This window comes from Aminiphilus circumscriptus DSM 16581, assembly GCF_000526375.1.
GTDB lineage: Bacteria > Synergistota > Synergistia > Synergistales > Aminiphilaceae > Aminiphilus > Aminiphilus circumscriptus.
The window spans coordinates 192,451-215,574 of the sequence record NZ_JAFY01000005.1; the positions used below are offsets into that span (position 1 = coordinate 192,451).

Genomic DNA, 23,124 nt, shown 5'->3' on the forward strand with positions numbered 1-23,124 from the left:
GTTATCCTCCCGGAAGATCCCTCCGGAGGACGAACCATTATATGCTTCTCTGTTCGGACCCGTCAAAAAAAGGGAGATACCCGAAAGGGGCATCTCCCTGGAAGCAGGCACCACCGAACACAGCGCTCCATCCGTTTTCCCCTCTGTTCCCGCTCTTGCCCGGGGCACCTCTTTCCGACACTACAATGTGTAGGGTTTCAGGTGGGCCAGGAAATGGTGGAGTCCTTTCACGGGAGGAGCATACTCCACTTTCAGGCCGTAACGAATCTTCTCCCGGCGCTTGTAGACGTTGACGATGCTTTCCGCCACGTATTCCATATGGCTGTTCGTGTAAGTGCGACGGTTGATGGCGAGACGGTAGAGTTCGAGTTTGGGGAGAATGAGCTTTCCTGTCTTCTCGTCCTCGATGGCGAAGGCGAGGGCGCCGAGGCCGATGCCGCGAATGGCTCCTTCGCGGTAGATTTCGATGGAGAGAACATCCGCCGGATAGGCCGTCTGGGGGATATGGGGCAGGAACGCCGCGGCATCGATGAAGATGGCGTGTCCTCCCGTTGGCTTCACGAAGGGGACGCCTCCCTCTTCGAGCAGATCGCCGAGATATTTCACCTGCGCCACCCGATGGGCCATGTACTGCTCGTCGGTCATCTCCCGCAATCCCTGGGCGAGCGCCTCAAGATCCCGTCCAGCGAGGCCGCCGTAGGTGGCGAACCCTTCAAAGAGAATGACCCGAGGAAGCAGCGCCTGGTAGAGCGCTTCCGTGCGACAGCAGATCATGCCACCGATGTTCACGAGAGGGTCTTTCTTGGCGGAACAGGTGATGGCGTCCGCCGTGTCCATACAGGCTCGCAGGATCGCCGCGAGGGACATGTTCCGACACGATTCCTCCCGCATCTTGATGAACCAGGCGTTCTCCGCCATGCGGGCCGCGTCGAGAAAAAGAGGAATGCCGTGCTTTTTCGCCACCCCTGAGACAGCGCGGAGGTTTTCGAGACTCACGGGCTGGCCGCCTCCGGAATTGTTGGTGACGGTGATCATAATGAGGGGAATACGCTCCCTGCCGTACTCGGCGATGGCGCGCTCGAGTTTCGCCACATCCACGTTTCCCTTGAAGGGATGCTGTACCTCGGGCTCGAAGGCCTCGTCAATGACGCAATCCACGGGCTCGGCCTCGACGTTGAAGATATGCGCCCGAGTCGTGTCAAAGGGCATGTTGAAGGGGATGATGTCGCCCTTCTTCGCGAGGGTGCCGAAGACCACGTTCTCCGCCGCTCTGCCTTGGTGGGTGGGGATCACGTAGTCGAAGCCGAGCACGTCCTTCACCGCGTTCTTGAGGGCGAAGAAACTGTCCGCTCCGGCATAGGCCTCGTCTCCTCGCATGAGGGCGGCCCACTGCTGCTTGCTCATCGCCCCCGTGCCGGAATCGGTGAGCAGGTCAATGTAAATGTCCTCGGAGCGCAAGCCGAACATGTTGCAATGTCCAATTTCAAGGGCTTTTTCCCGCTGCGCTCCGTCCGGAACGCGGACGGGCTCCACCATTTTGATGCGGAACGGTTCGGGCATAATACGTTCTACCATACGACATCCCTCCACAGTGCTGTCTTTCGCTCGACTTTGGAGGCTCATCTATGATGGGGATGCGTCTCTGCTCGGTCTTGGAACAACGTGTGTTCCCTTCGCCGATTGTAGGAGTAACCTTCCGTTTTGTCGATGGAGCAAATCCGCCTCCCGGGAAACGAGTTTCTCCCGGATCACGCCTCCGCCATGAGAAGGGCGAAGACCAGGGCTTCGTCGAGCATATGGGAGATCTCCGCGTATTCGTCGGGTTGGTGGGCGTTGTCGGCCTCCCGGGCCCAGACAACGGCGGGGATACCCCGAGCCCGAAAGTATGCGGCGCATGTTCCGCCCCCGATACCACCGATCCGAGGTTCCACGTTCAGCACCACCCGCAGGGCATCCTCCATGCGCCGGACGATAGGCGCTTCCCGGGACGTCGGCATCGCGGCCTGTTCTTTTTGAAGAAATTCCGTCCGCACGGACACACCGTAGCGTTCTTCGATCCTGCGGCGCACCTCGTCCACGACGGACAGAACCGACTCAAGTGGAACCGAAGGGAGCACACGGCAGTCGAAGCAGAACACTTCCCGACCGGGAACGGTGTTCACGTTGGGGACATTCGCGCTTCTTTTCGTGGGTTCGAAGGTCGAGACCGGCGGATTGAAGAGGATGTCTTCCTCGGGAAACGCCGCGTGGAGCGCTTCGTCGAGGGCGACGGAAAAGGCGTTTGCGGCGCGGCAGGCGTTTTTGCCGAGCTGGGGCATGCTGGCGTGCACCTGGACACCCTGAACGGTAAACTGCATCCAGAGAATGGATTTCTCGGCGATCTCGATGAAATCGCCCCGCTCGTTGCCTCCGTCGGGGACGACGAGCAGATCCTCCGAGGAAAAGAGATTCCTGTCGAGAAGGTGTCGAATGCCGTGGACACTTCCCATTTCCTCGTCCGCCACGAAACAGAGGCAAACCTCCCTGCGGGGCGTCAGACCCAACCGCTTCAGTGCCACTGCGGCATAGAGACTCGCCGCCAATTCCTGACCGTTGTCGTTGCTGCCTCTGCCGTAGACGCGCTCCTCCGTGATCCTCGGGACGAAGGGATCTCCGCTCCAGAGCCCCCGATCCCCCTCGGGAACGACGTCGAGATGCGTGACAAACCAGAGCCTCCCCGGCTCGCGTCCTGGAATGCGCACCACCAAATTGGGACGCATCACCGAGGGATTCACCTCATCGGGAAGATCGTACCGCTCGCAGGAACCGAAACCGAGTTCGGCGATTTTCTTCTCGAGCCACGCGGCCTTTTCCATCTCTCCCGTTCCGCCATCCCCGGGCGAGACGGCAGGACGAGACACGAGGGCACAGAGGGTCTCCACCATCTCCGCCCGAAGCTTCTGTACTTCTCCACGCAGCGGCGCGCACAGGCGCTGCATTTCCTCCACGCGAACATACCTCCCTTTTTCTGAACGGGTTTGTCGCTCATCAGGCTCGGATGAGAAATTCCTTTCCCTTGACCAGGTAGTCCATGCCGGACCAGACGGTGAGAATCATGGCAATCCACATGGCGACGAGACCGCCGGGGAGGTTGAAGATCATGAGGCTGATGGCGACGATCTGGCTCACCGTCTTCGCCTTGCCGCCACCGGAGGCGGCGATGACCACGCCCTCCGCGGCGGCGAGCATGCGCAGTCCGGTGACGATGAATTCCCTGGAGACGATGACCACCACGATCCACGAGGGAAGGCGTTGCAGTTCCACGAGAGCCACCAGCGCCGCCGTGACAAGTATTTTATCCGCCAGAGGGTCGATGAACTTCCCCAGATTCGTGACAATCCCTTTTTTTCTCGCAATGTATCCGTCCGCCGTGTCGGTGAGGGCCGCGGCAATGAAGACGATCCCCGCGAGAAGGTCGCCGTAGCTCACGTCCACGCCGAGGGCGTCGAGAGACGTGACCTGCACGTTGATCTTCATGGTGAGAAAGACCATCACCAGGGGTGCGAGAAACACCCTGGAGAGACTCAGCAGATTCGGCAGATTCAGTGCGTTGCCGGAAGGCACCATCGCGTTTTCCTCCTCATCCTCCCAGATAGGCCTCGCGCACTCTGGGATCGGCGATGAGCTGCTCCCCCGTTCCTTCGAGAACGACGCTCCCTACTTCGAGGACATAGGCATAGTGGGCGATTTTGAGTGCCGCGTAGGCATTCTGCTCCACCAGGAGCACCGTCTTGCCCTCGCCGTTGATGGCGGCGATGATCTCGAAGACTTCGCGGACCAGAAGCGGTGCCAGCCCCAGAGAGGGTTCGTCCATCATGATGAGTTCAGGCCTGCTCATGAGCGCCCGCCCAAGGGCGAGCATCTGCTGCTCGCCTCCCGAGAGCGTTCCGCCTTTCTGCCAGGCACGCTCGCGAAGACGAGGAAATAGTTCGAAAACCCAGTCCATGTCGGAGCGGATACCCGCCGCATCGGTCCTCGCGTAGGCCCCCAGCTTCAGGTTCTCCTCCACGCTGAGCTGCGGAAAGATGCGCCGCCCCTCGGGAACCATGGCGATTCCGGCGCGGACGATGTGCTCCGGCGAACGATGGAGAATGTCCTCCTCCTTGTAGAGGATTCTTCCTTTCTTTTGACGTACGAGCCCCGCAATGGCCCGGAGAGTGCTGCTCTTGCCCGCGCCGTTGGCACCGATGAGCGTGACGATCTTCCCCTGGGGGACCTCGATGGAAATACCCTTGATGGCATGGATGCCCCCGTAATGGACGTGCAGATTCTCAATTCTAAGCATGGACGGGGGTCTCCTCTCCGAGATAGGCTTCGATGACCTTCGGATTCGACCGAATGGCTGCGGGCTCTCCCTCGGCGATGCAGACGCCGTAGTCGAGAACCCAGATGTGCTCGCACACGCCCATGACAACTTTCATGTCATGCTCGATGAGAAGGATCGTAAGGGAAAAACGGTCCCGAATGTTCCGAATAAACGCCATGAGCGCTTCGGATTCCTGAGGATTCATGCCTGCCGCAGGCTCGTCGAGGAGAAGGAATCTGGGGTTCGTGGCAAGGGCCCGGGCGATCTCCAGACGGCGCTGTGCCCCGTAGGGAAGGCTGTCCGCCTGCTCCGAAGCGAGATGAACAAGTCCAACCGCATCCAAGAGAGAGAGGGAGCGCTCCCGAAGGTCCCGTTCCTCCCGAATCGCCGAGGGGAGTCCCAGGGCTTTCCCCCACCACGGGGAAGTCTGACGGACATGTCCGGCGATCATCACGTTCTGCAGAACCGTCTCGTTTTTGAAGAGGCGGATGTTCTGAAACGTGCGGGCAATCCCCCTGACGCAGACTTTGTGCGGCGGCAAGCCGGTGATGTCCACTCCCTGAAAGAGCACCTGTCCCTCCGTGGGAACGTAGAAGCCCGTGATCATGTTGAAACAGGTGGTCTTGCCCGCACCGTTGGGACCGATGAGCCCCACGATGCGTCCTTCCTGGACGCGGGCGGAGAACTTCTGCACGGCGGTGAGGCCGCCGAAGCGCATGGTAAGATTCTTCGTCTCCAGCACGACGCCGTTGCTCACCGTGCCTCACCTCCCCTGGCTCTGTCGCGGAAAAACATGTCCCAGCTCCATTCCCGCATGCCCATGATGCCTTCCCTGCGGAAAAGAATGATGCAGAGGAGCGCGAGAGAGAAAACCACCATGCGCATTCCCGGCACGCCGGGTATCGTAAAGCCACCGATGGTGACGGGGTTTTCCACAAAACGCAGCCATTCCAAGAGCACCGTGATGACCGCGCCGGAAAGCACCGAGCCGGTAATGGACCCGAGACCACCGGCCACGACGATCATGAGAACGTTGAAGGTGAGCATGAAGGTGAACATCTTCGGGTCGATGGTGGTGAGAAGGCTTGCAAGAAGGGCGCCGCCGATGCCGGCGAAGAATCCCCCCACGGTGAAGGAGATGACCTTGTACTTGAAAACATTGATTCCCATCGCCTTGGCGGCTACCTCGTCGTCCCGAATGGCCTTGAGGACGTTTCCCGTATTGCTCTGCACAAGACGGGCAATGAAAATCACCGCCAGAGCGCACCAGCCGTAGGTCCACCAGAGATTCGCGTAGGAAGGGATACCCTTGAGCCCGAGGGCTCCGTTCGTGATGGGTACGATGTTGTTCGCCACAACTCGGATGATTTCCGCGAACCCGAGGGTGGCGATGCCGAGGTAATCGCCGCCGAGCCGCAGCACGGGAACGGAAATGAGAATGGCGAAGAGCGCCGCCGCGAGTCCTCCCAAGAGAACCGCAACGAAGAAGGGCGCCTGCAGAACCGAAAAGGGCCAGATCAAGGGTTTGAGAATGTAGATCGTCTGTTTCTGCGCCTGGGGAAGAATCAGAAGGGAGCTGACGTAGGCCCCTACGGCCATGAAACCCGCGTGTCCGAGGGAGAACATCCCCGTGAATCCGTAGATCAGGTTCAGACTCAGAGCGAGAATGGTGTTGATGGCGATGAGATTGAGCACCTGCACCACATAGCGATCGAACGTGCGATCCGCCCACAGAAGCAATGCCGCTCCGACAGCAAGGAGCAGGAGGTTGCACAGCGTGTTTCTCGTCGTCCGTTTCATCAGACCTTTTCCTCCAGCTTCTCGCCCATCAGCCCCGTGGGCTTGACGAGCAGGATGATGATGAGCAGCACGAATGCGAAGGCATCCTTGTACCCTGAAAGGGCGGGAAGAAAGGCGACGATCATGATCTCGATGAACCCCAGAAGCAACCCCCCAACCATGGCTCCCTGGATGGAGCCGATTCCTCCCAGCACGGCGGCGATGAACGCCTTGAATCCAGGGAAACTCCCCATGAGAGGGTGTACCTGGGGATATCGAAGAGCCCACATGATACCCGACGCGGCGGCCAGGGCCGACCCCAGCCCGAAGGTGAGGGCGATGATCTTGTCCACGGAGACTCCCATGAGACGGGTGGTCTCGATGTCCTTGGAAATGGCCCGCATGGCGAGTCCCGGTTTCGTCTTGTTGACGATCCAGAGCAGTCCCAGCACGAGAACAAAGGAGATGATGGGCACGACCAACGTCAGGGGAAGAATACGCACCGCTCCGAACTCCATGATTCTCGTGAGGACCTTGGGCTGTTGTACGGGACGCGGAATGCCCGTGAACAGCACGATGGCCAGGTTCTGGATGAAGAAGGAGACACCGATGGAACTGATGAGCGCGGAAATGCGCGGCGCGTCACGCAACGGGCGATAGGCGATGCGGTCCACGAGGATTCCGGCGAAGGAGCTGGCTGCGACGGCCAGGAACACTGCGGGAAGCCAGGGCAGTTTGAACGCGATGGTGCCGAAGAAGACGAAATAAGCTCCGAGCATGAAGATGTCCCCGTGGGCAAAGTTGATGAGCCGAAGAATACCGTACACCATGGTGTACCCGATGGCGATGAGAGAGTAGAGGCTGCCGAGGGTCAGGGCGTTGAAAAAGTGCTGCACGAACATGGCAAGGCTCATACGAGCTCCCCCTTGTTACAGAAAGAGAGAGGGGGAGGGACCTCCCCCTCTCTTTGCGACCGGAACCTGCTCTGTCCGGGCAGGTGTGAAGGAGCGCCTACAGATTGGGCATGACCGTGCCGACGAAGACCTGCTTGCCGCCCTCGATCTTCTTGATGCCCACGGGTTTCTCCGCATCGTGCGTGGCGTTCATGGTGGTGCTCCCCGTCACGCCGGGGAAGTCCTTCGTCTCGGCGAGCGCTTTCGTGATCGCCTCGGGGTCGGCGGAGCCGGCGCGCTTTATGGCGTCGATAACGAGCATGTAGGAGTCATATCCGAGAGCGCTGTTCGCATTGGGCTCCTTGTCGGGATACTTTGCCTTCCAAGCCTCGGTGAACTGAACCTGAAGCTCGCTCATCTCCGGCATGGAGGGATCGTAGGGGAAGGTGGTGAAAGCAAAACCTTCAATGGCCTCTCCGCCGATCTTCACCATCTCGGGGTTGTCCATGGCGTCGCCGCCCATGATCATGAACTTGGCCCCCAGTTCCCTTGCCTGCTTGATGATGATGGCCCCCTCGGCGAAGTAGGAGGGAATGAAGAGCACGTCGGGATTCTTGCTGATGATCTCCGTGAGCTGCGCCGTGAAATCCTGGTCTCCGGACTGGTAGTTCAGCGTGGCGACGAGTTCCCCACCGAGTTTCTTGAACTGATCTTCGAAGAATTTACCGAGGCCAACGCAGTAGTCGGAGGCGACGTCCAGGAGCATGGCGGCCTTCTTGGCACCGTTGTCGAAGACGTACTGAGCAGCGGCGGCACCCTGGAAAGGGTCGATGAAGCAAGCCCGGAAGTAGTACTTCTTGCCCTGGGTCACGAGAGGATTCGTGCAGGAGGTCCCCATGACGGGGATACCCGCCTTCTCGGAGATCTCGCCGCCCGCCATGGCGAGGGAGGAACCGTAGGTGCCGATGACGGCGTGGACCTTTTCCTTCTCAATGAGACGCTGCATCGCATTGGCCGCTTCCACCTTGTCGGACTTGTTGTCGATGACGATGAGTTCGACCTTCTTTCCGAGCACCTCGGGAACGGCCTCGTGGGCCATTTTCACGCCGTCGAGTTCGAGCTGGCCGCCGAAGGCCATCTGCCCCGTCAGGGGAAGATAGACGCCGATGCGGATCACGTCCTCACTCGCAAATGCCGTTCCAGCCAGAATGCACACGAGCAACACACCAAGAATCAATCTGCCGTACTTCATGAACGCACCCCTCCTTATTCGTTTTGGCCGTCTCCGACCCTTCTTCTAGATTATACGCCATGCGTTCCATCCTGTGAACGGGAATTACACGCAAAACATTCGGCAATTCGACGGTCATTCACGGATGCCGACGCCGGGAAGGGCTTCCCGAAGGCACTCCGGAGACGGTTCCGGCAAAAGGGAAAGGTTCGCGTCGAGAATTTCCGTCCTCCGGAAACGCTGCACAATCCAGCGCGGATCATTCTTCAGCTGGTTTCGGACCTCCACCAGATCCTCCAGAGAAAGAAGCGCCGGAACGAAGGTCGTCCGAAACACAACGTCGAGAGCAGACCGTCGTAGCAATTTCCAGGAGCGGATCACCGCCGCCACATCCACGGAGACTCCGCACACACGGGAATATTTTTCCCAGGGAGCTTTCACGTCCATGGCGACTCCCGCGAGAAGTTCCTCCGCGAGGAGTTCCTCCAGAATCTCCGGGGTCGATCCGTTTGTGTCGAGGCGGACGGGAAGTCCCGTTGCAATCCGCAGTTCCCGGAGAAAACCGGGAAGTTCGGACTGCATCGTGGGCTCCCCGCCGGAAAGAACGATGCCGTCGAGAAAGGTGCGTCGCTCGGAAAGGCGGGCGAAGACATCCTCCACAGGAATCGGCTCCATCCTTTCCAGTACGAGATCCGGATTGTGGCAATAGGGGCAGCGGAACGGACACCCCAGAGTGAAGAGGACGGCCGCCACCCGTCCTTTCCAGTCGAGGAACGAGGCGGGAAGACATCCTCCGATCCGCACGAGTCTTTATGCCCCCACGGGGGTCCGACGACGATCCCGCAGTTCCGCCCGTTTTCCCGCGTTCCACGAGGACGTTCGAGTGAAGTAGCCGGTGATCCGGGTGATGCCGTCCACGGAAGAAGAGCCGCAGGAGGAACAGCACTCCTTCAACCCACGGACCACCCTGCCGCAGTCGTTACAAACGGTAAACTCCGGACTGAAGGCGAGCTGGGCGCTCTCTGTCCCGTCGAAGGTCTTTCGGACAAAGGACGCCAGCGCCCCCGGGTCGGGGCGATGTTCCCCCATCCAGACGTGGGTGATGGCTCCCGCGTTGATCATGGGGTGAAACCGCCCCTCCTCCAGAACACGGGTGATCGGATCCATAGGGAGTTCGTAAGGGAAATGAGTGCTGTTGGTGTAGTACACGTCCCCTTTCGCCGGATTTCCCCGTACCGTTCCTGCGGCAAGCTCCGCAAAATCCCGCAGGTCGAGGCGGGCCATGCGGTGAGCGGTACTTTCCGCGGGAGTCTGCTCCAGGACAATCTTCAATCCGTATCTCTCGGCGAGCTGATCGCACTTGAGCTGCATGTAGCGAACCACCGCCAGGCCAAGTTCCATGGCCTCGGAAGCTTCGTGCAGCTCCTTGCCCGTGAGAAAACGCACCATCTCGTTCACACCGAGGATCCCGACGAGGAAGGCGCTCTTGCGCAAGCGCAGGTAGGCTTCTCCGTCGTGGTCCACGCAGAGGACCGCCAGAGGCCCCTTTGCCCCGAGGGCGAGAATTTCCTCGATGAAACGACGCTTCTGGAGATGCGCCTTGCCCGCGAGTTCCATCACCTCGTCCAAAAGGCCGAAGAGGAGCGTCGCGTCTCCGCCGCTCCGATAGGCAAGACGGGGAAGGTTGATCGTCACGTTCTGCATGGCGCAGAAACGCATTTTCCACGGAGTGGCCGCCTCGACGAGGTCCTCGGACGTGAGTTCGAAGCTGAGACGGCAACACTCGCTCAGTTTCGCCACGCCCCCCCGGTCGAAGACGAAGTAGGTGTTGCCCTTCTCCGACGCGACGAGACAGGCCAGGTGGAGCATCTCCTCCCATCCGGGCTCCCGGAAGAAGGCGTCGGTGACGTGAAAGAGGGGTTTGGGGAAGAAGAAGGGCTGCCCTCGACTGTCGCCCTCCAGATAGACCGAAAAGAGCGCGCGGAGAAAGCGTTTGGAGAGGTCCGCGTACTCCCCATAGGTTTTTCCCGTGGGAACACCTCCGGGGCCGATGGCGGCGACGTTCCGGAAATGCTCGGGAATTTCGTAGTAGAGGTTGATGTCGGTGAAGGCGACCTGTCCTCCCCGCCCTCCCGCAAGCTGATTGAACTCGAAAATGAGCATCTGAGCCAACTGCTTTATTTTCGCGTCGTCGCATTTCTCCAGATATGGAGCGAAGAAAACGTTCACCGCATCCCAACCGATGGCCCCGGCAAAGTTGTTCTGCAGCACCGATGTCATCTTGAGGAGATGGGCGAGCAATACCTCGGGATGTTTCGCCGGACCGGAGACACTCGTGATGGAAGGAAGGTCCAGTCCGTATTTCGCCACGTAGGCGAGACTCTGACCAGAGCAATAGGGTCTGTTCACCATGCCCAGGTCGTGAAGATGCATGTCCCCTGCGAGGTGGGCCGCCGCCACGTCGGACGAAAAGACTTTGGACAGCGCGTACTCCTTGAGAACCATTTCGGCGATGGTGAGGTTGATGGACTCGGGATTGTGGGTCGTGTTGCTGTTCTCCCTGTTGGGAGAAAGCATCATGGTCTCCAGATCGTAGAGAGGAAGGCCGATTCGGCTGTGGTCCCGCAGCTTCGCCCCGAGCCCGCGTTGGAACAGCTTGACGTTCACCATCTCCCGAATGATCGTGGTGGTGACGCGATCACGCCCCCACCGCTGGAGGTCTTCCTCCACCTCGAGGGCAATCTCCCCCGCCATTCCGGGCTCGACTCCGGCCTCCACCACGAGAGCCTGCTGTATGCGCCCGGCGTTCCAAGGAGATCGTTCCTCCTGAGCCAACGCATCCACCATGAGCGCAAGATCGGTGGCCTCCGTAAAAAGGGGTATCTGTCTCCGCTTCGGCGTCTCCGCCTCAATCAGTTTTTCCAAGGGGCTCACGATCGCATCATCTCTTCTCGTCGAGTTTTTTCACAAAATCGGCAAAGGCCGAGACGTCGGCGAATTCCCGATAGACCGAGGCAAACCGGACATAGGCCACCTTGTCCAGGCAGCGCAACTCTTCCATGGCAAGCTCTCCCACGAGCGTACTCGGGATCTCCCCCTGCCCGCGATTTTTCATCGCACGTTCGATACGCGCCGCGATATCCTGGAGTCCCTCCAAGGAAACGGGGCGCTTCTCACAGGCCTTGACAAGTCCTCTCAAAAGTTTCTGACGATCGAACGCTTCCCGCCGCCCGTCCTTCTTGACCACGAGAACAAGGCGGGATTCCTCCACGCGTTCGTAGGTGGTGAAACGATTTCCGCAGAAGGGGCATTCCCTTCGACGCCGAATGACCCGCCCCTCCTCGGTGGTGCGGGTCTCGATGACACGCGTCTCCGAAGCGTCGCAACGCACACAATGCATGCGCGCACCTCCATATAGTGTCGTTGACGGTAATTATACATTACATGTGGTGTTTTGCGAAGCTGAAAAGATGAGCCATTCTTCCCTTTGACATGAGGATATTCCGGGTCTTCGGACTCAACACGAGAGGGAAACGGGGAAAAAGAAACGAGGACGGATTCGCGATCCGTCCTCATTCACTCGTCGTACAAAGGTGTCATCGAAAGAACACGGGGGAAACTGCCCCGAAAACGCTACGCCTTGGGGCTCTTGCGCGTCGCCGCAGCGCGTTTGCGCTTCTTGATCTCGCTCGGCTTCTCATAATGTTCATGCTTACGGGCTTCACGAAGGACTCCGACTTTCTGCACCTCGCGCTTGAAGCGCCTCAGTGCATCATCAATGGATTCGTTTTCCCGACGAACAACATGTGCTGCCATTCCCGTTCCCCCCCTTCTCCACCGCCACCAACACTCAACCCGGAGGCCAGGAAAAACGACGCCCCGATAAAAGATGAACGTGAAGGTGGGGAATGGTCTGGCACGCCTCTTCGCCGCAATTGACGACGAGACGGTACCCCCTTTCCTCGAATCCGACCGCCCGCGCCGTCTCCACAACGGCACACATGAGATGCCCCCACATTTCAGGGTCGTCACACTGCGCAGCGGAAGGAACGTGTTTTCTGGGAACCACGAGAACATGCCCGGGAGCGACAGGGTTGATGTCCCGAAAGGAAACGGTCCACTCGTCCTGGCGAATCACCTGCGCCGCAACCGCTCCTCGACAGATGCCGCAGAAGAGGCACATCTCGTTCATTTTTTTTCCCCTCTCCTTCTGTAGCCCGTCCATTCTAACGGCAGAAAGCCCGCTCGACAAGAGCTTTTGCCCAGACCCGAACGGACGATGAGGGATGTTCTCTGAGCAAGCGTCGAAGCGCCGTCAGCACAAGAGGCGAAAGGGGACGTTCCGTACCGCTTCCGTTCTCTCCGGAACGCTTGAGAAGACGCAGAAGCGGCACGAGTACCTGTTCCTCGGAACGCCGGAGAAGCCTGAGCACCAAGCCTTCATCGAGGAGACAGGCGGTTTCCCGGGACCACACGACAAGAGCCTCTCCCACAACCATGGAAGAAGCGTGCGACAGAAAGGTACACAGAAACTCATTCCGCTCCGGCAGAACGTGCAGCCACTTGAGTGTATAAAGAGCCTGGCTCTCTCCGAGAGAGCGCGCCCTGGCCGACAGGACTGAAGCGAAACGCCTTCCCGGAGATGATTCGGGAGGAATTGCGTCGAGCAGGCGTCGTAGCTCCTCGTCCGAAAGAGTCGCGTCCGCGAGGAGCGCCTCGAAGGCTTCACAGACTCCCTTCGTCGCGATTTCCGGAAGAAGTGCGTCCACCGCAAGAGCCCGGACAAGAGGGTGGCGGCTCCGAAGCCGTTCCAAGTGAAGCGCGAGAACCGCGCCTTCCTCTTCCTCGTGCCTGGCGGCGCAAAACTCGCGCACCCGCTCCTCCGCCTCGGCGATGATTCCTGAGATCCGTCGTTCTCGCTGCTTCTCCCGGCGTTCCTCCCGCCGCAGCCGCTCCTGTTCTTCCGCGACGCGTTCCTCGGCTCGCTTTTTTCTGCTCTTTCGCCAGCTCTCCCAAGATTCCGCAGCCCTGGCCCAAAAAGAGGAATTTCCGGGATGGTTCTGGGTGGATGACCTTCCTTGGCCCGCTCCGTAGGTTCCCCCGGATCGTCGTCCTCCGCCTTGGGGGACAGCCGCTCCGTCGCGAGAGGCAATCTGCGTTTTCAACGTCATATAGGCGGAGGTGATCTCCTGAAAACGACGGGCGCTTTGAGGCCCCGCGACGTCGGGATGACAGGAACGGGCAAGATGCCGGAAAGCGGACTTCACCTCATCCCAGGAAGCATCCGGACGGAGCCCGAGCTTACGGAAGCTCGCGTGCAGTTCCACTCCGGAGTTCATTCGTGCACCACCTTTTCCAGATCCTCAACCATATGTCGTAAAATGAGCAGGGCATCTTCGGAAATTGCTCTCTCGTTCTTGAGAATCCGAACTTTGCCGAGAAGCACGGAGATCCGCCCCTGCTGCTCGGGGGAAAGCGCCAGGGAAAGACGCGCCAAGCGCCTTTCCAACGCAGGCAGATCCTCCCGGCAACGCGCATCCGCCGCCGCTCCTCCGGTGATGTCGAGCACCTCCGAGGTAATGATCCCCCCGCCCCGGCGAAAGACCTCCACCCGGAGGACACCTCCGGAGTCCACCAGGAAGTGCACTTCCACTTCCGCGCCCTTGACGTCCGCATCGACGTGCACGCTTCCGAGAAATCTGCGGGACCTTCCGCGCCGCTCCGTCTGTACCACCGAGACGGTGAATCCTCCCGATCCAATGGTCGCGAATCGTCTCGATGCGGACGCCGGAAGAGGCATTCCCTGTTCGAGGAGAACCACCACGCTTCCATCGGCAACTTCGACGCCGAGGTTGCCCGAGAGCACGTCGATGAGAAGGCGTTCTCCGCTCTGATAGGCACACAAAGCAGCGCCGATGGCCACGGCTTCGTCGGGACACATGCGGAGATGATCCGGTTCGGCGACACCGGCGGCAAGGGCACGGCGCAAAAGGGGAATCCGACTGCTCCCTCCCACGAGAAGCAATTTTTCCGGAGCATGACGCCGCCAAAGCTTCCGAACGAGCCCCACCACCTCCGCGATGGGAGGCTGTATAAGCGCTTCGAGCTGCTCCCGATCCACTTCACGGCAGACAGACTCTCCGGGGAAAAGCCCTCCCGGAGGATACCAGACAGCACGAAACGCATCGGAGAGAGTGATCTTCATCTGTTCCGCCTCGGCGAGAAGAACCGCCCAGCGGGGATCATCCCTGTCGGGTTTCTCCCCGGAGACGGAACTCCAGAGCCATTCGGCGAGGAGCACGTCGAGATCGGCGCCACCGAGGTCCCCACGACCGATGGAATCGATGACCTGCCACACCTGTCCTTCCCGCTCCACAACAGTGACATCCACCGTGCCCGCACCAAAATCGAGCACGAGAAAACGGCCATCACCTCCAACGGCGAGAGCTGCGGCGGTGGGTTCGTTGACGATCTTCACCTCGGTAAATCCGGAGGTTTTGGCGACGCGCATCATGGCCGCCCTCTCGGGAAAGCTGAAATGCGCCGGAACGGCAAGGACACAGGACGTGACATACTCGCAGAGAAACGCCTCGGCATCCTCCCGGAGAAGCGTGAGAAGAGGCACCAAGAGTTCTTCCGCGCCGTACTCCTTGCGTCCGAGACGAACCCGCCACGTGGAGTCTCCCACGTGACGCTTCACGTTCCACCAGGCTTTCCTCGGCTCCCGGAGCGCAATCCTCGCGGCATCCTCGCCGGCGATCCAGCCCTGTGGGTCCGTCCGAGCCACGTAGGAGGGCGTACGAACATTGCCCCACCGGTTCGGGACGAGCACGGGCGCATTCGGTCTTTCGGGACGCGCCACCGCCGAAAGCGCGTATCGGGTTCCAAGGTCAATGCCCAGAATCGGCGAACTCATGGGATCTCGCCTCCTCATTCGCCCCGTCTCGAAGGAAAACCACATTCCAAAACATCATTGTGAAGCAAATCCGCACGGATGGCAATCTCCGAGCCGGGAAGCACGCCGGAAGGACACGAGGCGGCAAGAAAGTGTTCCGTAAGGCCCGAGGCGCGAAGGCCATCGTCGTCCTCCACGAGAATCCGAACATTTCTCCCCACCCATTTCGCCATGGTACGCCGCAAAAGCTCTTTTCCCAACGCGAGTGTCTCCTCGCACCGTTCTCTCAGGACTGTCGGGGGAACTCTTCCGGGAAAGCGAGCCGCAGCGGTCCCCTCCCGGGGCGAAAAGGGAAACACATGCAGGCGGCCAAAGCGCATCTCCTCGAGAAAGCTCAGGGTTCTTCGAAACGCACCTTCGTCCTCTCCGGGAAATCCCACGAGGACATCCGTGCTGATGTGTACATCCTCTCCGAGGATGCGACGGATTCTTTCGACGATCCTGGCGAAGTTCTCCGGTGAGTATCCCCTCGCCATGCGCCACAGCACCTCCGCATCCCCACTCTGAAGCGGTATGTGCAGGTGAGGACAGAACGCAGGAATGTCCGCAAGCATTCGAAGCAATTCTTCGCTCGCGGAGAACGGTTCCAGGGAGCCGAAACGAATCCTCGAAATCCCCGTAATCCGGGCGAGCCTCCGTACCAGACCTCCCAATGCGAAAAGATCGGCGACGTCTCCGGAAGCACCGTATCGCCCGAGATGAACGCCAGTGAGGACAACCTCACGACATCCCGCTTCCGCAACGCTCGAGACCTCGCTCACGATGTCCGCCTCGGGGCGGCTTACCGGCTTGCCTCTCACGAAGGGAACGATACAGTAGCTGCAGAAATGATCGCATCCGTCCTGAATCTTGACGAATGCTCTGGTGTGGGCAGTGGGGGCGGGAAGAAACAGGGAGTCCCAGGACTCGTCGGAACGAAGGTCGTCCACAAAAATCCGCGGCCATGCGGCAGCCACGACATGCTTTCCTCTACGCCGTCGGGCCAGTTCCTCTTCCACCAGGTCCGGAACGAGGTGCTTGCGCCGGTTTCCGACAAGGAGATCCGCTCCAAGTGCCTTCGCTCCTGCCGCGTCGCCCAGGCGCTGGGCCAAACATCCGCAGAGAACGAGACAGGCTTCGGGATTCTCCCGGCGGAGACGCCGGAGAAGCTGCTTCACCTTTCTATCCGCCTCGGCAGTGACAGTGCAGGAGACCACGATCGCCGCATCCAGCGGAGCCTCCTCGACCAACCGCGCTCCCCGGGCAAGAAACGCCGCAGCGAGGGCCTCTCCCTCGTACTGGTTGGTGCGGCAGCCGAGGGAACGCACCAGGATTCTCGGCCGTTCAGAGAGACAGGGCATCATCGGTCCGACACAGCCCCTCTCTCGTCAGAGAAAACCAGGAACACCCCACGGTCACCGCCGTAGGAGCACGCAAAATCCTCGGACCGAGCGAAACAGGCACAAAACCCATTTCCCTGAAACGCTCCTTTTCTCGCGGGGAGAAATCGCCCTCGGGGCCCACCGCAAAAGCGACGTCCGGGCCGCACTGCACACTCCCCAGGGGGCGGGCACCTCCGTCGAGAATCGCCGCGTAGCATTCGGGAGGAAGCGTGACCGGGTCGATTTCCTCGACCTCCAAAGGAGAGAAGAGGTGGGGCGGTGACGATGCACCGCACTGCTTAGTAGCCTCAAGGAGAATTCGCTGCCACCGCTCCATCCGTCGCGGCGCGGAAAGTACCGCGCCCTTGGGAACACTCCGTTCGCAGCGAAGAGGCAGGATCTGTGCCACGCCCACCTCGACGGCGTTCCGAAGAAGCGCGTTCCAGGCATCCTCCTTGAGGATTCCCGCAAGGAGGAGAAGATGGAGCGAGGTTTCCGGAGAGGGAATCCGCTCGCATTCGACACCTTCCCATCGCTCCTGGTTCTTCTCAAGGGAAAGAATCACCCGCCATCCCGGAAGCAGCCCCTCCACCCTGTCACCGACGACACACCGGCGAACCCGAACGAGATGGTGTACTTCATCGGCATCGAGAATCCACCGCCCTTCAGGCGTTCGCAGACTCGTTTCGAGTCGAAGGCGCGGCAGCGACACCCCACCAGTCTCCTTTCTCAAGTTCCTGCAGGGGAACGAGCCCGGCCCGATCGAGCGCGGCGAGGAACTGTTCCCGTTCCCGCACCACAAGACCGGAAAACAGGGCGACCCCCTTTTCCCGTAGAAGAGAACACACGGATGGGAGCATCTCCAGAAGAGGTTCGAGCACGATGTTCGCCAGCAGGCAATCCACGGAAGAGACAAATCCACGAAGCAGATCTCCCGTTTCCACCCGAACCTTTCCGACGGGAAGATCGTTGAGGCGGCAATTCTCCTCGATCTCCGGAATCACCGCGGGGTCAAGATCTCTGGCCGTCACGTCCGCTGCACCGAGTTTGACCGCTGCAATGGAGAGAATGCCCGATCCGGAGCCGATATCCACGGCGGTCATGCCTGGAAATGCATGGGACTCCAAAAGTTCCAGCATGATCTGGGTACTCTCGTGGTAGCCTGTTCCGAAAGCACTCCCGGGATAGATGTACAGAGGAATCCGGCCCACGGGTTCCTTGCCGCGGTGCCACGGGGCGAGAACGACGAAGCTGCGCCCCACGTCGAGAGGCGGAAAGGCGTCCTTCCATGCGGTGTGCCACTGTCGATTTTCGATTTTTCCCATATCGACGATGGAAATGTTCGGCCACGGCTCAAGGGCCTCTCCCAAGCGCCCGAGCCAGAATCCGAGATCGTGGGAATTCCGGAAATAAGCCCGGAGTCGAATCCGCTCCGCTCCCTGCTGCTGTTCCGCGCCGATGCTGCCGGAGAGTTCCGCCAGAGAGGCGAGAACATCCTCATCCCCGTCTTTTCCCTCGAGGATCACGTACCACCAGAAACCGTCTCCGCCCGTCATCGACATGACATCAACCTCCACAAACCGCAAGAGGGAGGCCAAGCCTCCCTCTTGCCTCTTTTTTCAAGTGTACCACAATTTCAACGGTACGCCACCAGAGTGTTGTTTGCCTATCCAAAAAAAGATTTCAGTTTGTCGAGGAAGCTTTCATTTTCCTTGACAGAGACATCCATTTCCTGGGCAAGCGCCTGGAGGAGCGCTCGCTGACGATCCGTCAAATCCCGAGGAACTTCCACCGAGAGATGAACGACAAGATCGCCTCGTCCCTTGCCGCGCAGCCTCGGCATTCCCTTGCCGCGCAGCCGGAAGGTCTCTCCGGGCTGACTTCCCGGCGGAATGTCGAGCACTTCCTCACCGTCGAGGGTCTCGATGGGAATTTCGCACCCTAGGGCGGCCTGGGGAAACAGGACGGAAACCTTGGTGTGCAGCCTGTCCCCGTCGCGTTCGAAGCGGGGGTGTTCCCGCACACGTATCAGAAGGTAAAGGTCTCCGGGAGGTCCACCGTTGACTCCCGCCTCTCCCTCTCCAGTAATACGAAGCCTGAGTCCCGTATCCGCCCCGGGAGGAATGCGCACATCCAGCCGGTGGGACTGCCGGAGCACGCCGCTGCCGCTACAGGATTTGCACGGTGACGAAATGATTTTCCCCTTTCCTGCACACCGGGCGCAAGGTGTCACGGACGAGAATTGCCCGAAGGGGGTTCTCTGGACGTGCTCCACCTGGCCCCGTCCTCCGCAGGCGGGACACGTCTCTGGGGAAGTTCCCGGCTCCGCACCACTTCCTCCGCACCGTTTGCATCCCTCCCACCGGGGAATCGACACCTCTCTGACCGCACCGGAAAAGGCTTCCTCCAGCGTGCATTCCAATTCCATCTCCAGATCGGAACCTCTCCGGGGAGCGGTGGAGGAGCGGCCCCGCCGCCCTCCACCACCGAAGAAGCTGTCGAAGATATCTCCAAAGATGTCACCGAAGGGGCTCGTTCCGTCGAAGGGACTACCACCCTGGGGAATGTCGCCCACAAAACCGAACTGATCGTACTGAGCCCGCTTCTGGGGGTCGCTCAGGACCTCATAGGCCTCGTTGATTTCCTTGAATCGCTCCTCCGCCTCCCGATTTCCAGGGTTCGCATCGGGGTGAAACTTGCGGACGAACTTGCGGTAGGCCTTTTTGATGTCCTCAGTACTCGCCTCCCGGGGCACGTCCAATATCTTGTAGTAATCCTTGGTCTGTACAGGCCCCGGCATCTTTCGTCACTCCCTACGCCTCGCCCTTGTCCGAGAACTCCGCGTCCACCGTATCCCCCTGAGACTCGGAGGCACCCTGTCCCGGCGCCGCCTTCGCCGCATCGCCCTGAGGAGATTCCTGAGCATACAGCCGCTGCGCCAGAGGGTGCACCTCCGCAGTGAGTGCACTCAGCGCCTTCCGGATCGCCTCGGGATCGCTTCCCGAAGCGGCATTCTTGAGTGCCTCCAGGCCGGTTTGTATTTTGCCTTTCTCCTCGGGCGTGACCTTATCGCCCAGATCGCGGAGGAGCTTCTCCGTGTTGTACACGGTGCTGTCCGCCTCGTTCCTGGCTTCGGCAAGTTCCTTCTTTTTCCTGTCCGCGTCCTCGTTGCTCTCCGCCTCGTTCTTCATCCGCTCGATCTCTTCCTCGGAGAGCCGAGAGGACTGGATGGTGATGTGCTGACTTTTACCCGTGGCCTTGTCCTTGGCAGTGACGTTGAGGATGCCGTTCACGTCGATGTTGAAAGTCACCTCAATTTGAGGAACTCCCCTTGGTGCAGGGGGAATTCCGTCGAGGAAGAAACGCCCGAGACTCACGTTGTCCGCGGCCATGGCGCGCTCGCCCTGCAGGACATGCACCTCCACCTGCGTCTGGTTGTCCCCGGCGGTGGTGAAGATCTGGCTCTTGGAGACCGGAATGGCCGTGTTTCGTTCGATGATCTTCGTGAAGACCCCGCCCAATGTCTCGAGACCAAGCGAGAGAGGCGTCACATCCACGAGAACGATGTCCTTGTGCTCTCCCGCCAAAATCGCCGCCTGAATCGCGGCGCCCACGGCGACGCACTCGTCGGGGTTGATTCCCTTCGTAGGCTCCTTGCCGAGAAGTTCCCGAATCTTTTTCTGCACCATGGGCATGCGCGTGGCACCTCCCACGAGGAGCACCTTGTCGATCTCCTGTGCAGTGAGCCCGGCATCGGAGAGCGCTCTGCGGGTAGGCTCCACGACACGCTCCAGAAGACCCGCGGTCATCTCCTCGAAACGGGCCCGAGTGAGCGTCAGTTCCAGGTGCTTGGGACCGTTCTGATCCGCCGTAATGAACGGGAGAGAAATCGAGGTCTCGGGCATGGAGGACAGCTCTATCTTCGCTTTTTCCGCAGCCTCCCGAAGGCGTTGCATGGCCATCTTGTCCTTGCGGAGATCGATGCCGTCACTCTTGCGGAACTCCTCCACCATCCAGTCCACGATCTTCATGTCCCAGTCATCGCCGCCGAGGAGGTTGTCCCCCGATGTGGCGAGGACTTCGAAGACTCCTTCTCCTACATCGAGGACGGACACGTCGAAGGTACCGCCGCCGAGATCGAAGACCAGGAGCTTGTGCTCCCCTTCCTTGTTCGCACCATAGGCAAGGGCCGCCGCCGTGGGTTCGTTGATGATGCGGAGCACTTCGAGCCCGGCGATGGCGCCGGCGTCCTTTGTCGCCTGGCGCTGGGCGTCCGTGAAATAGGCGGGAACAGTGATGACCGCCTTCGTGACGGGCTCGCCCAGATACTCCTCGGCATCGCGCTTCATTTTCTGGAGAATCATGGAGGAAATCTCCTGCGGCGTGTAGTACTTGTCATCAATGCGCACTTTGTAATCGGTACCCATTTTCCGCTTGATGGAGATCACCGTGCGCTCGGGGTTGACGATGGCCTGCCGCTTGGCGAGTTGCCCAACAAGCCGTTCCCCTTCTTTTGTGAACGCCACGACGGAAGGAGTGGTACGCATGCCCTCCGCATTGGCGATCACCGTTATGGCATCGCCTTCCTTAACTGCGATACAGCTGTTCGTGGTTCCCAGGTCTATTCCTACAACCTTTGCCATTTCGGATCACCTCGTCGTCCTTTGAAATGAACTTCCAAGAGAACGCAGCCATTCCGGATCTGCGTTCCCGCCTTTCTCGTTTTGTCTCACTCTTCCTCCGAATCGGAATCCGCCTGGAAGCGCCCCACGTGGACCTGCGCGGCCCGCAGGACTTTTCCGCCGAGAAGATATCCCTTCTGGAGTTCCTGCACAATCTGTCCATCCCTCGCGGGATCCTGCACGGGGACGAGCGCGACCGCTTCGTGCACGGCGGGATCGAATGCACCGTCGCAGGTGATGGCACTCACTCCCAATTCCTGGAGAGCGCCGAAAAACTGCTTCCGCACCATGGAAACGCCCTTCAGAAGGGGGTCGTCCGCCTGAGCGGCGGCAATCGCCCTGTCAAGATTATCGAGCACCGGGATGAGAAGCGTCACCGCACGCTCCGCCGCGAGTTCCCGAAGACGTGCCGCATCGCGCTCCGTCCGTTGCCTGAAATTGTGAAAATCGGCGCGGAAACGGGCACTTTCCTCATTTTTTTCGGCAAGCTCCTTTTCCATCTCCTCCAGGAGCTTCTTGCGTGATTCCGCAAGGGCCTCCGCCTCATCGAGACGTCGCCGCAACACCTCCATTTCTTCCTGAAGCCCAGCCACACAGGCAGCCAGCTCCGCCCTGGTGGGGCCGCCACCCCGTCTTCCATGGACGTCCGTTCCTTCTCTGAGCTTTCCTTCCCCCCGCTCTTCCCCGGGAGAACGACATTCCCGAAGAAGAGCTTCGTCGCGCATTTTCGCGTCAGTAAACATGTCGTTGTTCCTCCTCACTTCCATCGTCGTCGCGCAGGCCTTCCAGAACCGTTTCAAGCACGGCGATGGAGCTTTCGTAATTCATCCGAACCGGACCGATGAGACCGAGGATCGCCTTCCGTCCTCCCGTATTTGCCGTGGCAAGGACCACCGAACAGTCGTGCATGCGCTCCTCGGGATTTTCCTCCCCGATGGTGACCGTGAGCGTCCCGTTCAGCGCGCAATTATCCACGAGTTCCACGAGGGCCGACTCCTCTTCGAGAAGAGAAAATACCGCATGGAGTTTCCCCAGATCCTTGAAATCCGGCATTGCGAGCAAATGATGGGCGCCTCCACGGTAGAAACGAAAGGGTTGAGCCGACAGGAGCCCATCCATCTCGGAAATGGCGGCGCGACAGTTTTCCTCTTTTTCCCGGAGTTCGTTCATCACATATTGGAGAAGGTCATTCCTGGCCTCATTCCATGTCCGCCCCGCCATGACCGTATTGATTCTCCTTGAAAGCGTTTCGAGTTCCTCCTGCCGAACCTCGCAGGGAAAGGAAATCATTTTGTGGTGCACAAGCCCGCCCTCGACGACGACAATGGCGAGCGCATGTGTACTGTCCATGCGCAGAAAATCCACCCGGAGCAGGCGAATCTCCTGAAAAGGCGCGAGGGCGGCGACGCTCACATATTGCGTCACTCTGGTCAGGAGTTGGGAAATGTAGGCGAGAGCCCCTTCCACGTCGCGTCGTTGCTCCCGCAAATCCGCAATCCACCGCTCCGCCTCGGGATGAGGCACACGACGGCGCTGAAGGATGGTGTCCACATACAACCTGTAGGCTCTGGATGTGGGGATTCTTCCCGCCGACGTATGCGGTTGGACCAGATACCCCAGCTCCTCGAGATCGGACATTTCATTCCTGATTGTCGCCGCGCTCCGCCCCGTGAGATACTTTTTCGAAAGCGTCCGGGAACCGACAGGCTCTCCTGTCTGGATATAATCGTAGACGACGGCGAGGACAACCTCCAGTTGGCGTTCGGACAGCATTCCTCCACCCCCCTTCCGATCGAATTGCTAGCACTCATTGGAGACGAGTGCCAGCTCTCCGTCATCATCCGCACCGTAGCGTACCAACGTAACTCGGGATTGTCA

The 23,124-nt window shown here is 59.9% G+C and carries 22 protein-coding genes; all 22 read right to left on the reverse strand.

The genetic code is table 11. The annotated features are described in order from the left end of the window. Positions 1 to 180: 180 nt before the first annotated feature. The 22 genes from K349_RS0108015 to hrcA all read right to left on the reverse strand — a co-directional run bounded on the left by K349_RS0108015 (position 181) and on the right by hrcA (position 23,019). On the reverse strand, positions 181 to 1,575 hold the full coding sequence (locus K349_RS0108015) for a tryptophanase (RefSeq protein WP_029165334.1): 1,395 nt from the start codon (positions 1,573 to 1,575) through the stop codon (positions 181 to 183). A gap of 173 nt (positions 1,576 to 1,748) precedes the next feature. Beyond that, the gene (locus K349_RS0108020) at positions 1,749 to 2,978 is read right to left on the reverse strand and encodes a M20 family metallo-hydrolase (RefSeq protein WP_029165335.1); all 1,230 of its coding nucleotides are present in this window, start codon (positions 2,976 to 2,978) and stop codon (positions 1,749 to 1,751) included. A gap of 49 nt (positions 2,979 to 3,027) precedes the next feature. After that, a complete protein-coding gene (pgsA, locus tag K349_RS0108025; protein ID WP_034265253.1) occupies positions 3,028 to 3,606 on the reverse strand; it encodes a CDP-diacylglycerol--glycerol-3-phosphate 3-phosphatidyltransferase in 579 nt (192 codons plus the stop codon). 13 nt (positions 3,607 to 3,619) lie between these two features. Continuing rightward, complete coding sequence (locus K349_RS0108030; protein ID WP_029165337.1) at positions 3,620 to 4,324, reverse strand: ABC transporter ATP-binding protein; 705 nt, start codon at positions 4,322 to 4,324, stop codon at positions 3,620 to 3,622. Continuing rightward, positions 4,317 to 5,063: an ABC transporter ATP-binding protein gene (locus tag K349_RS0108035; protein ID WP_051464335.1), complete on the reverse strand. Its 747-nt coding sequence runs from the start codon at positions 5,061 to 5,063 to the stop codon at positions 4,317 to 4,319. Before K349_RS0108035 ends, K349_RS0108030 begins: the two co-directional genes overlap by 8 nt. A gap of 35 nt (positions 5,064 to 5,098) precedes the next feature. After that, complete coding sequence (locus tag K349_RS0108040) at positions 5,099 to 6,145, reverse strand: branched-chain amino acid ABC transporter permease (protein ID WP_029165339.1); 1,047 nt, start codon at positions 6,143 to 6,145, stop codon at positions 5,099 to 5,101. After that, positions 6,145 to 7,038 carry a branched-chain amino acid ABC transporter permease gene (locus K349_RS0108045; RefSeq protein ID WP_029165340.1) on the reverse strand — a complete coding sequence of 298 codons (894 nt, stop codon included), beginning with the start codon at positions 7,036 to 7,038 and terminating at the stop codon, positions 6,145 to 6,147. The genes K349_RS0108040 and K349_RS0108045 overlap by 1 nt, the downstream gene beginning before the upstream one ends. Positions 7,039 to 7,135: 97 nt before the next feature. Then, on the reverse strand, positions 7,136 to 8,269 hold the full coding sequence (locus K349_RS0108050) for an ABC transporter substrate-binding protein (RefSeq protein WP_029165341.1): 1,134 nt from the start codon (positions 8,267 to 8,269) through the stop codon (positions 7,136 to 7,138). A gap of 114 nt (positions 8,270 to 8,383) precedes the next feature. Continuing rightward, a complete protein-coding gene (locus K349_RS0108055; RefSeq protein ID WP_029165342.1) occupies positions 8,384 to 9,052 on the reverse strand; it encodes an anaerobic ribonucleoside-triphosphate reductase activating protein in 669 nt (222 codons plus the stop codon). Between the two features lie 6 nt (positions 9,053 to 9,058). Further along, on the reverse strand, positions 9,059 to 11,173 hold the full coding sequence (gene nrdD, locus K349_RS0108060) for an anaerobic ribonucleoside-triphosphate reductase (RefSeq protein ID WP_245588033.1): 2,115 nt from the start codon (positions 11,171 to 11,173) through the stop codon (positions 9,059 to 9,061). A 16-nt stretch (positions 11,174 to 11,189) separates the two neighbouring features. Continuing rightward, positions 11,190 to 11,648, reverse strand: a complete 459-nt coding sequence (gene nrdR, locus K349_RS16775; protein WP_034265255.1) for a transcriptional regulator NrdR — start codon at positions 11,646 to 11,648, stop codon at positions 11,190 to 11,192. Between the two features lie 233 nt (positions 11,649 to 11,881). Beyond that, positions 11,882 to 12,064, reverse strand: coding sequence for a 30S ribosomal protein S21 (gene rpsU, locus K349_RS0108070; protein WP_029165344.1), 183 nt, complete (start codon positions 12,062 to 12,064; stop codon positions 11,882 to 11,884). 34 nt (positions 12,065 to 12,098) lie between these two features. Continuing rightward, positions 12,099 to 12,440 carry a histidine triad nucleotide-binding protein gene (locus K349_RS0108075; protein WP_029165345.1) on the reverse strand — a complete coding sequence of 114 codons (342 nt, stop codon included), beginning with the start codon at positions 12,438 to 12,440 and terminating at the stop codon, positions 12,099 to 12,101. 34 nt (positions 12,441 to 12,474) lie between these two features. Next, on the reverse strand, positions 12,475 to 13,587 hold the full coding sequence (locus K349_RS0108080; RefSeq protein ID WP_029165346.1) for a DnaJ domain-containing protein: 1,113 nt from the start codon (positions 13,585 to 13,587) through the stop codon (positions 12,475 to 12,477). Then, entirely contained in the window at positions 13,584 to 15,164 is a 1,581-nt protein-coding gene (locus K349_RS0108085) for an Hsp70 family protein (protein ID WP_029165347.1), read from the reverse strand. The genes K349_RS0108080 and K349_RS0108085 overlap by 4 nt, the downstream gene beginning before the upstream one ends. Positions 15,165 to 15,178: 14 nt before the next feature. Next, a complete protein-coding gene (gene mtaB / locus K349_RS0108090) occupies positions 15,179 to 16,546 on the reverse strand; it encodes a tRNA (N(6)-L-threonylcarbamoyladenosine(37)-C(2))-methylthiotransferase MtaB (protein WP_157367337.1) in 1,368 nt (455 codons plus the stop codon). Further along, positions 16,527 to 17,276, reverse strand: a complete 750-nt coding sequence (locus K349_RS0108095) for an RsmE family RNA methyltransferase (RefSeq protein WP_029165349.1) — start codon at positions 17,274 to 17,276, stop codon at positions 16,527 to 16,529. Before K349_RS0108095 ends, mtaB begins: the two co-directional genes overlap by 20 nt. Then, complete coding sequence (locus tag K349_RS0108100; RefSeq protein ID WP_338022312.1) at positions 17,230 to 18,126, reverse strand: 50S ribosomal protein L11 methyltransferase; 897 nt, start codon at positions 18,124 to 18,126, stop codon at positions 17,230 to 17,232. The genes K349_RS0108095 and K349_RS0108100 overlap by 47 nt, the downstream gene beginning before the upstream one ends. 104 nt (positions 18,127 to 18,230) lie before the next feature. Further along, the gene (dnaJ, locus tag K349_RS0108105) at positions 18,231 to 19,364 is read right to left on the reverse strand and encodes a molecular chaperone DnaJ (RefSeq protein ID WP_029165351.1); all 1,134 of its coding nucleotides are present in this window, start codon (positions 19,362 to 19,364) and stop codon (positions 18,231 to 18,233) included. A gap of 13 nt (positions 19,365 to 19,377) precedes the next feature. Further along, a complete protein-coding gene (gene dnaK / locus K349_RS0108110; RefSeq protein WP_029165352.1) occupies positions 19,378 to 21,207 on the reverse strand; it encodes a molecular chaperone DnaK in 1,830 nt (609 codons plus the stop codon). Between the two features lie 86 nt (positions 21,208 to 21,293). Beyond that, on the reverse strand, positions 21,294 to 21,989 hold the full coding sequence (locus K349_RS16780; protein WP_029165353.1) for a nucleotide exchange factor GrpE: 696 nt from the start codon (positions 21,987 to 21,989) through the stop codon (positions 21,294 to 21,296). Further along, complete coding sequence (gene hrcA / locus K349_RS0108120; RefSeq protein WP_029165354.1) at positions 21,979 to 23,019, reverse strand: heat-inducible transcriptional repressor HrcA; 1,041 nt, start codon at positions 23,017 to 23,019, stop codon at positions 21,979 to 21,981. Before hrcA ends, K349_RS16780 begins: the two co-directional genes overlap by 11 nt. Positions 23,020 to 23,124: the final 105 nt, after the last annotated feature.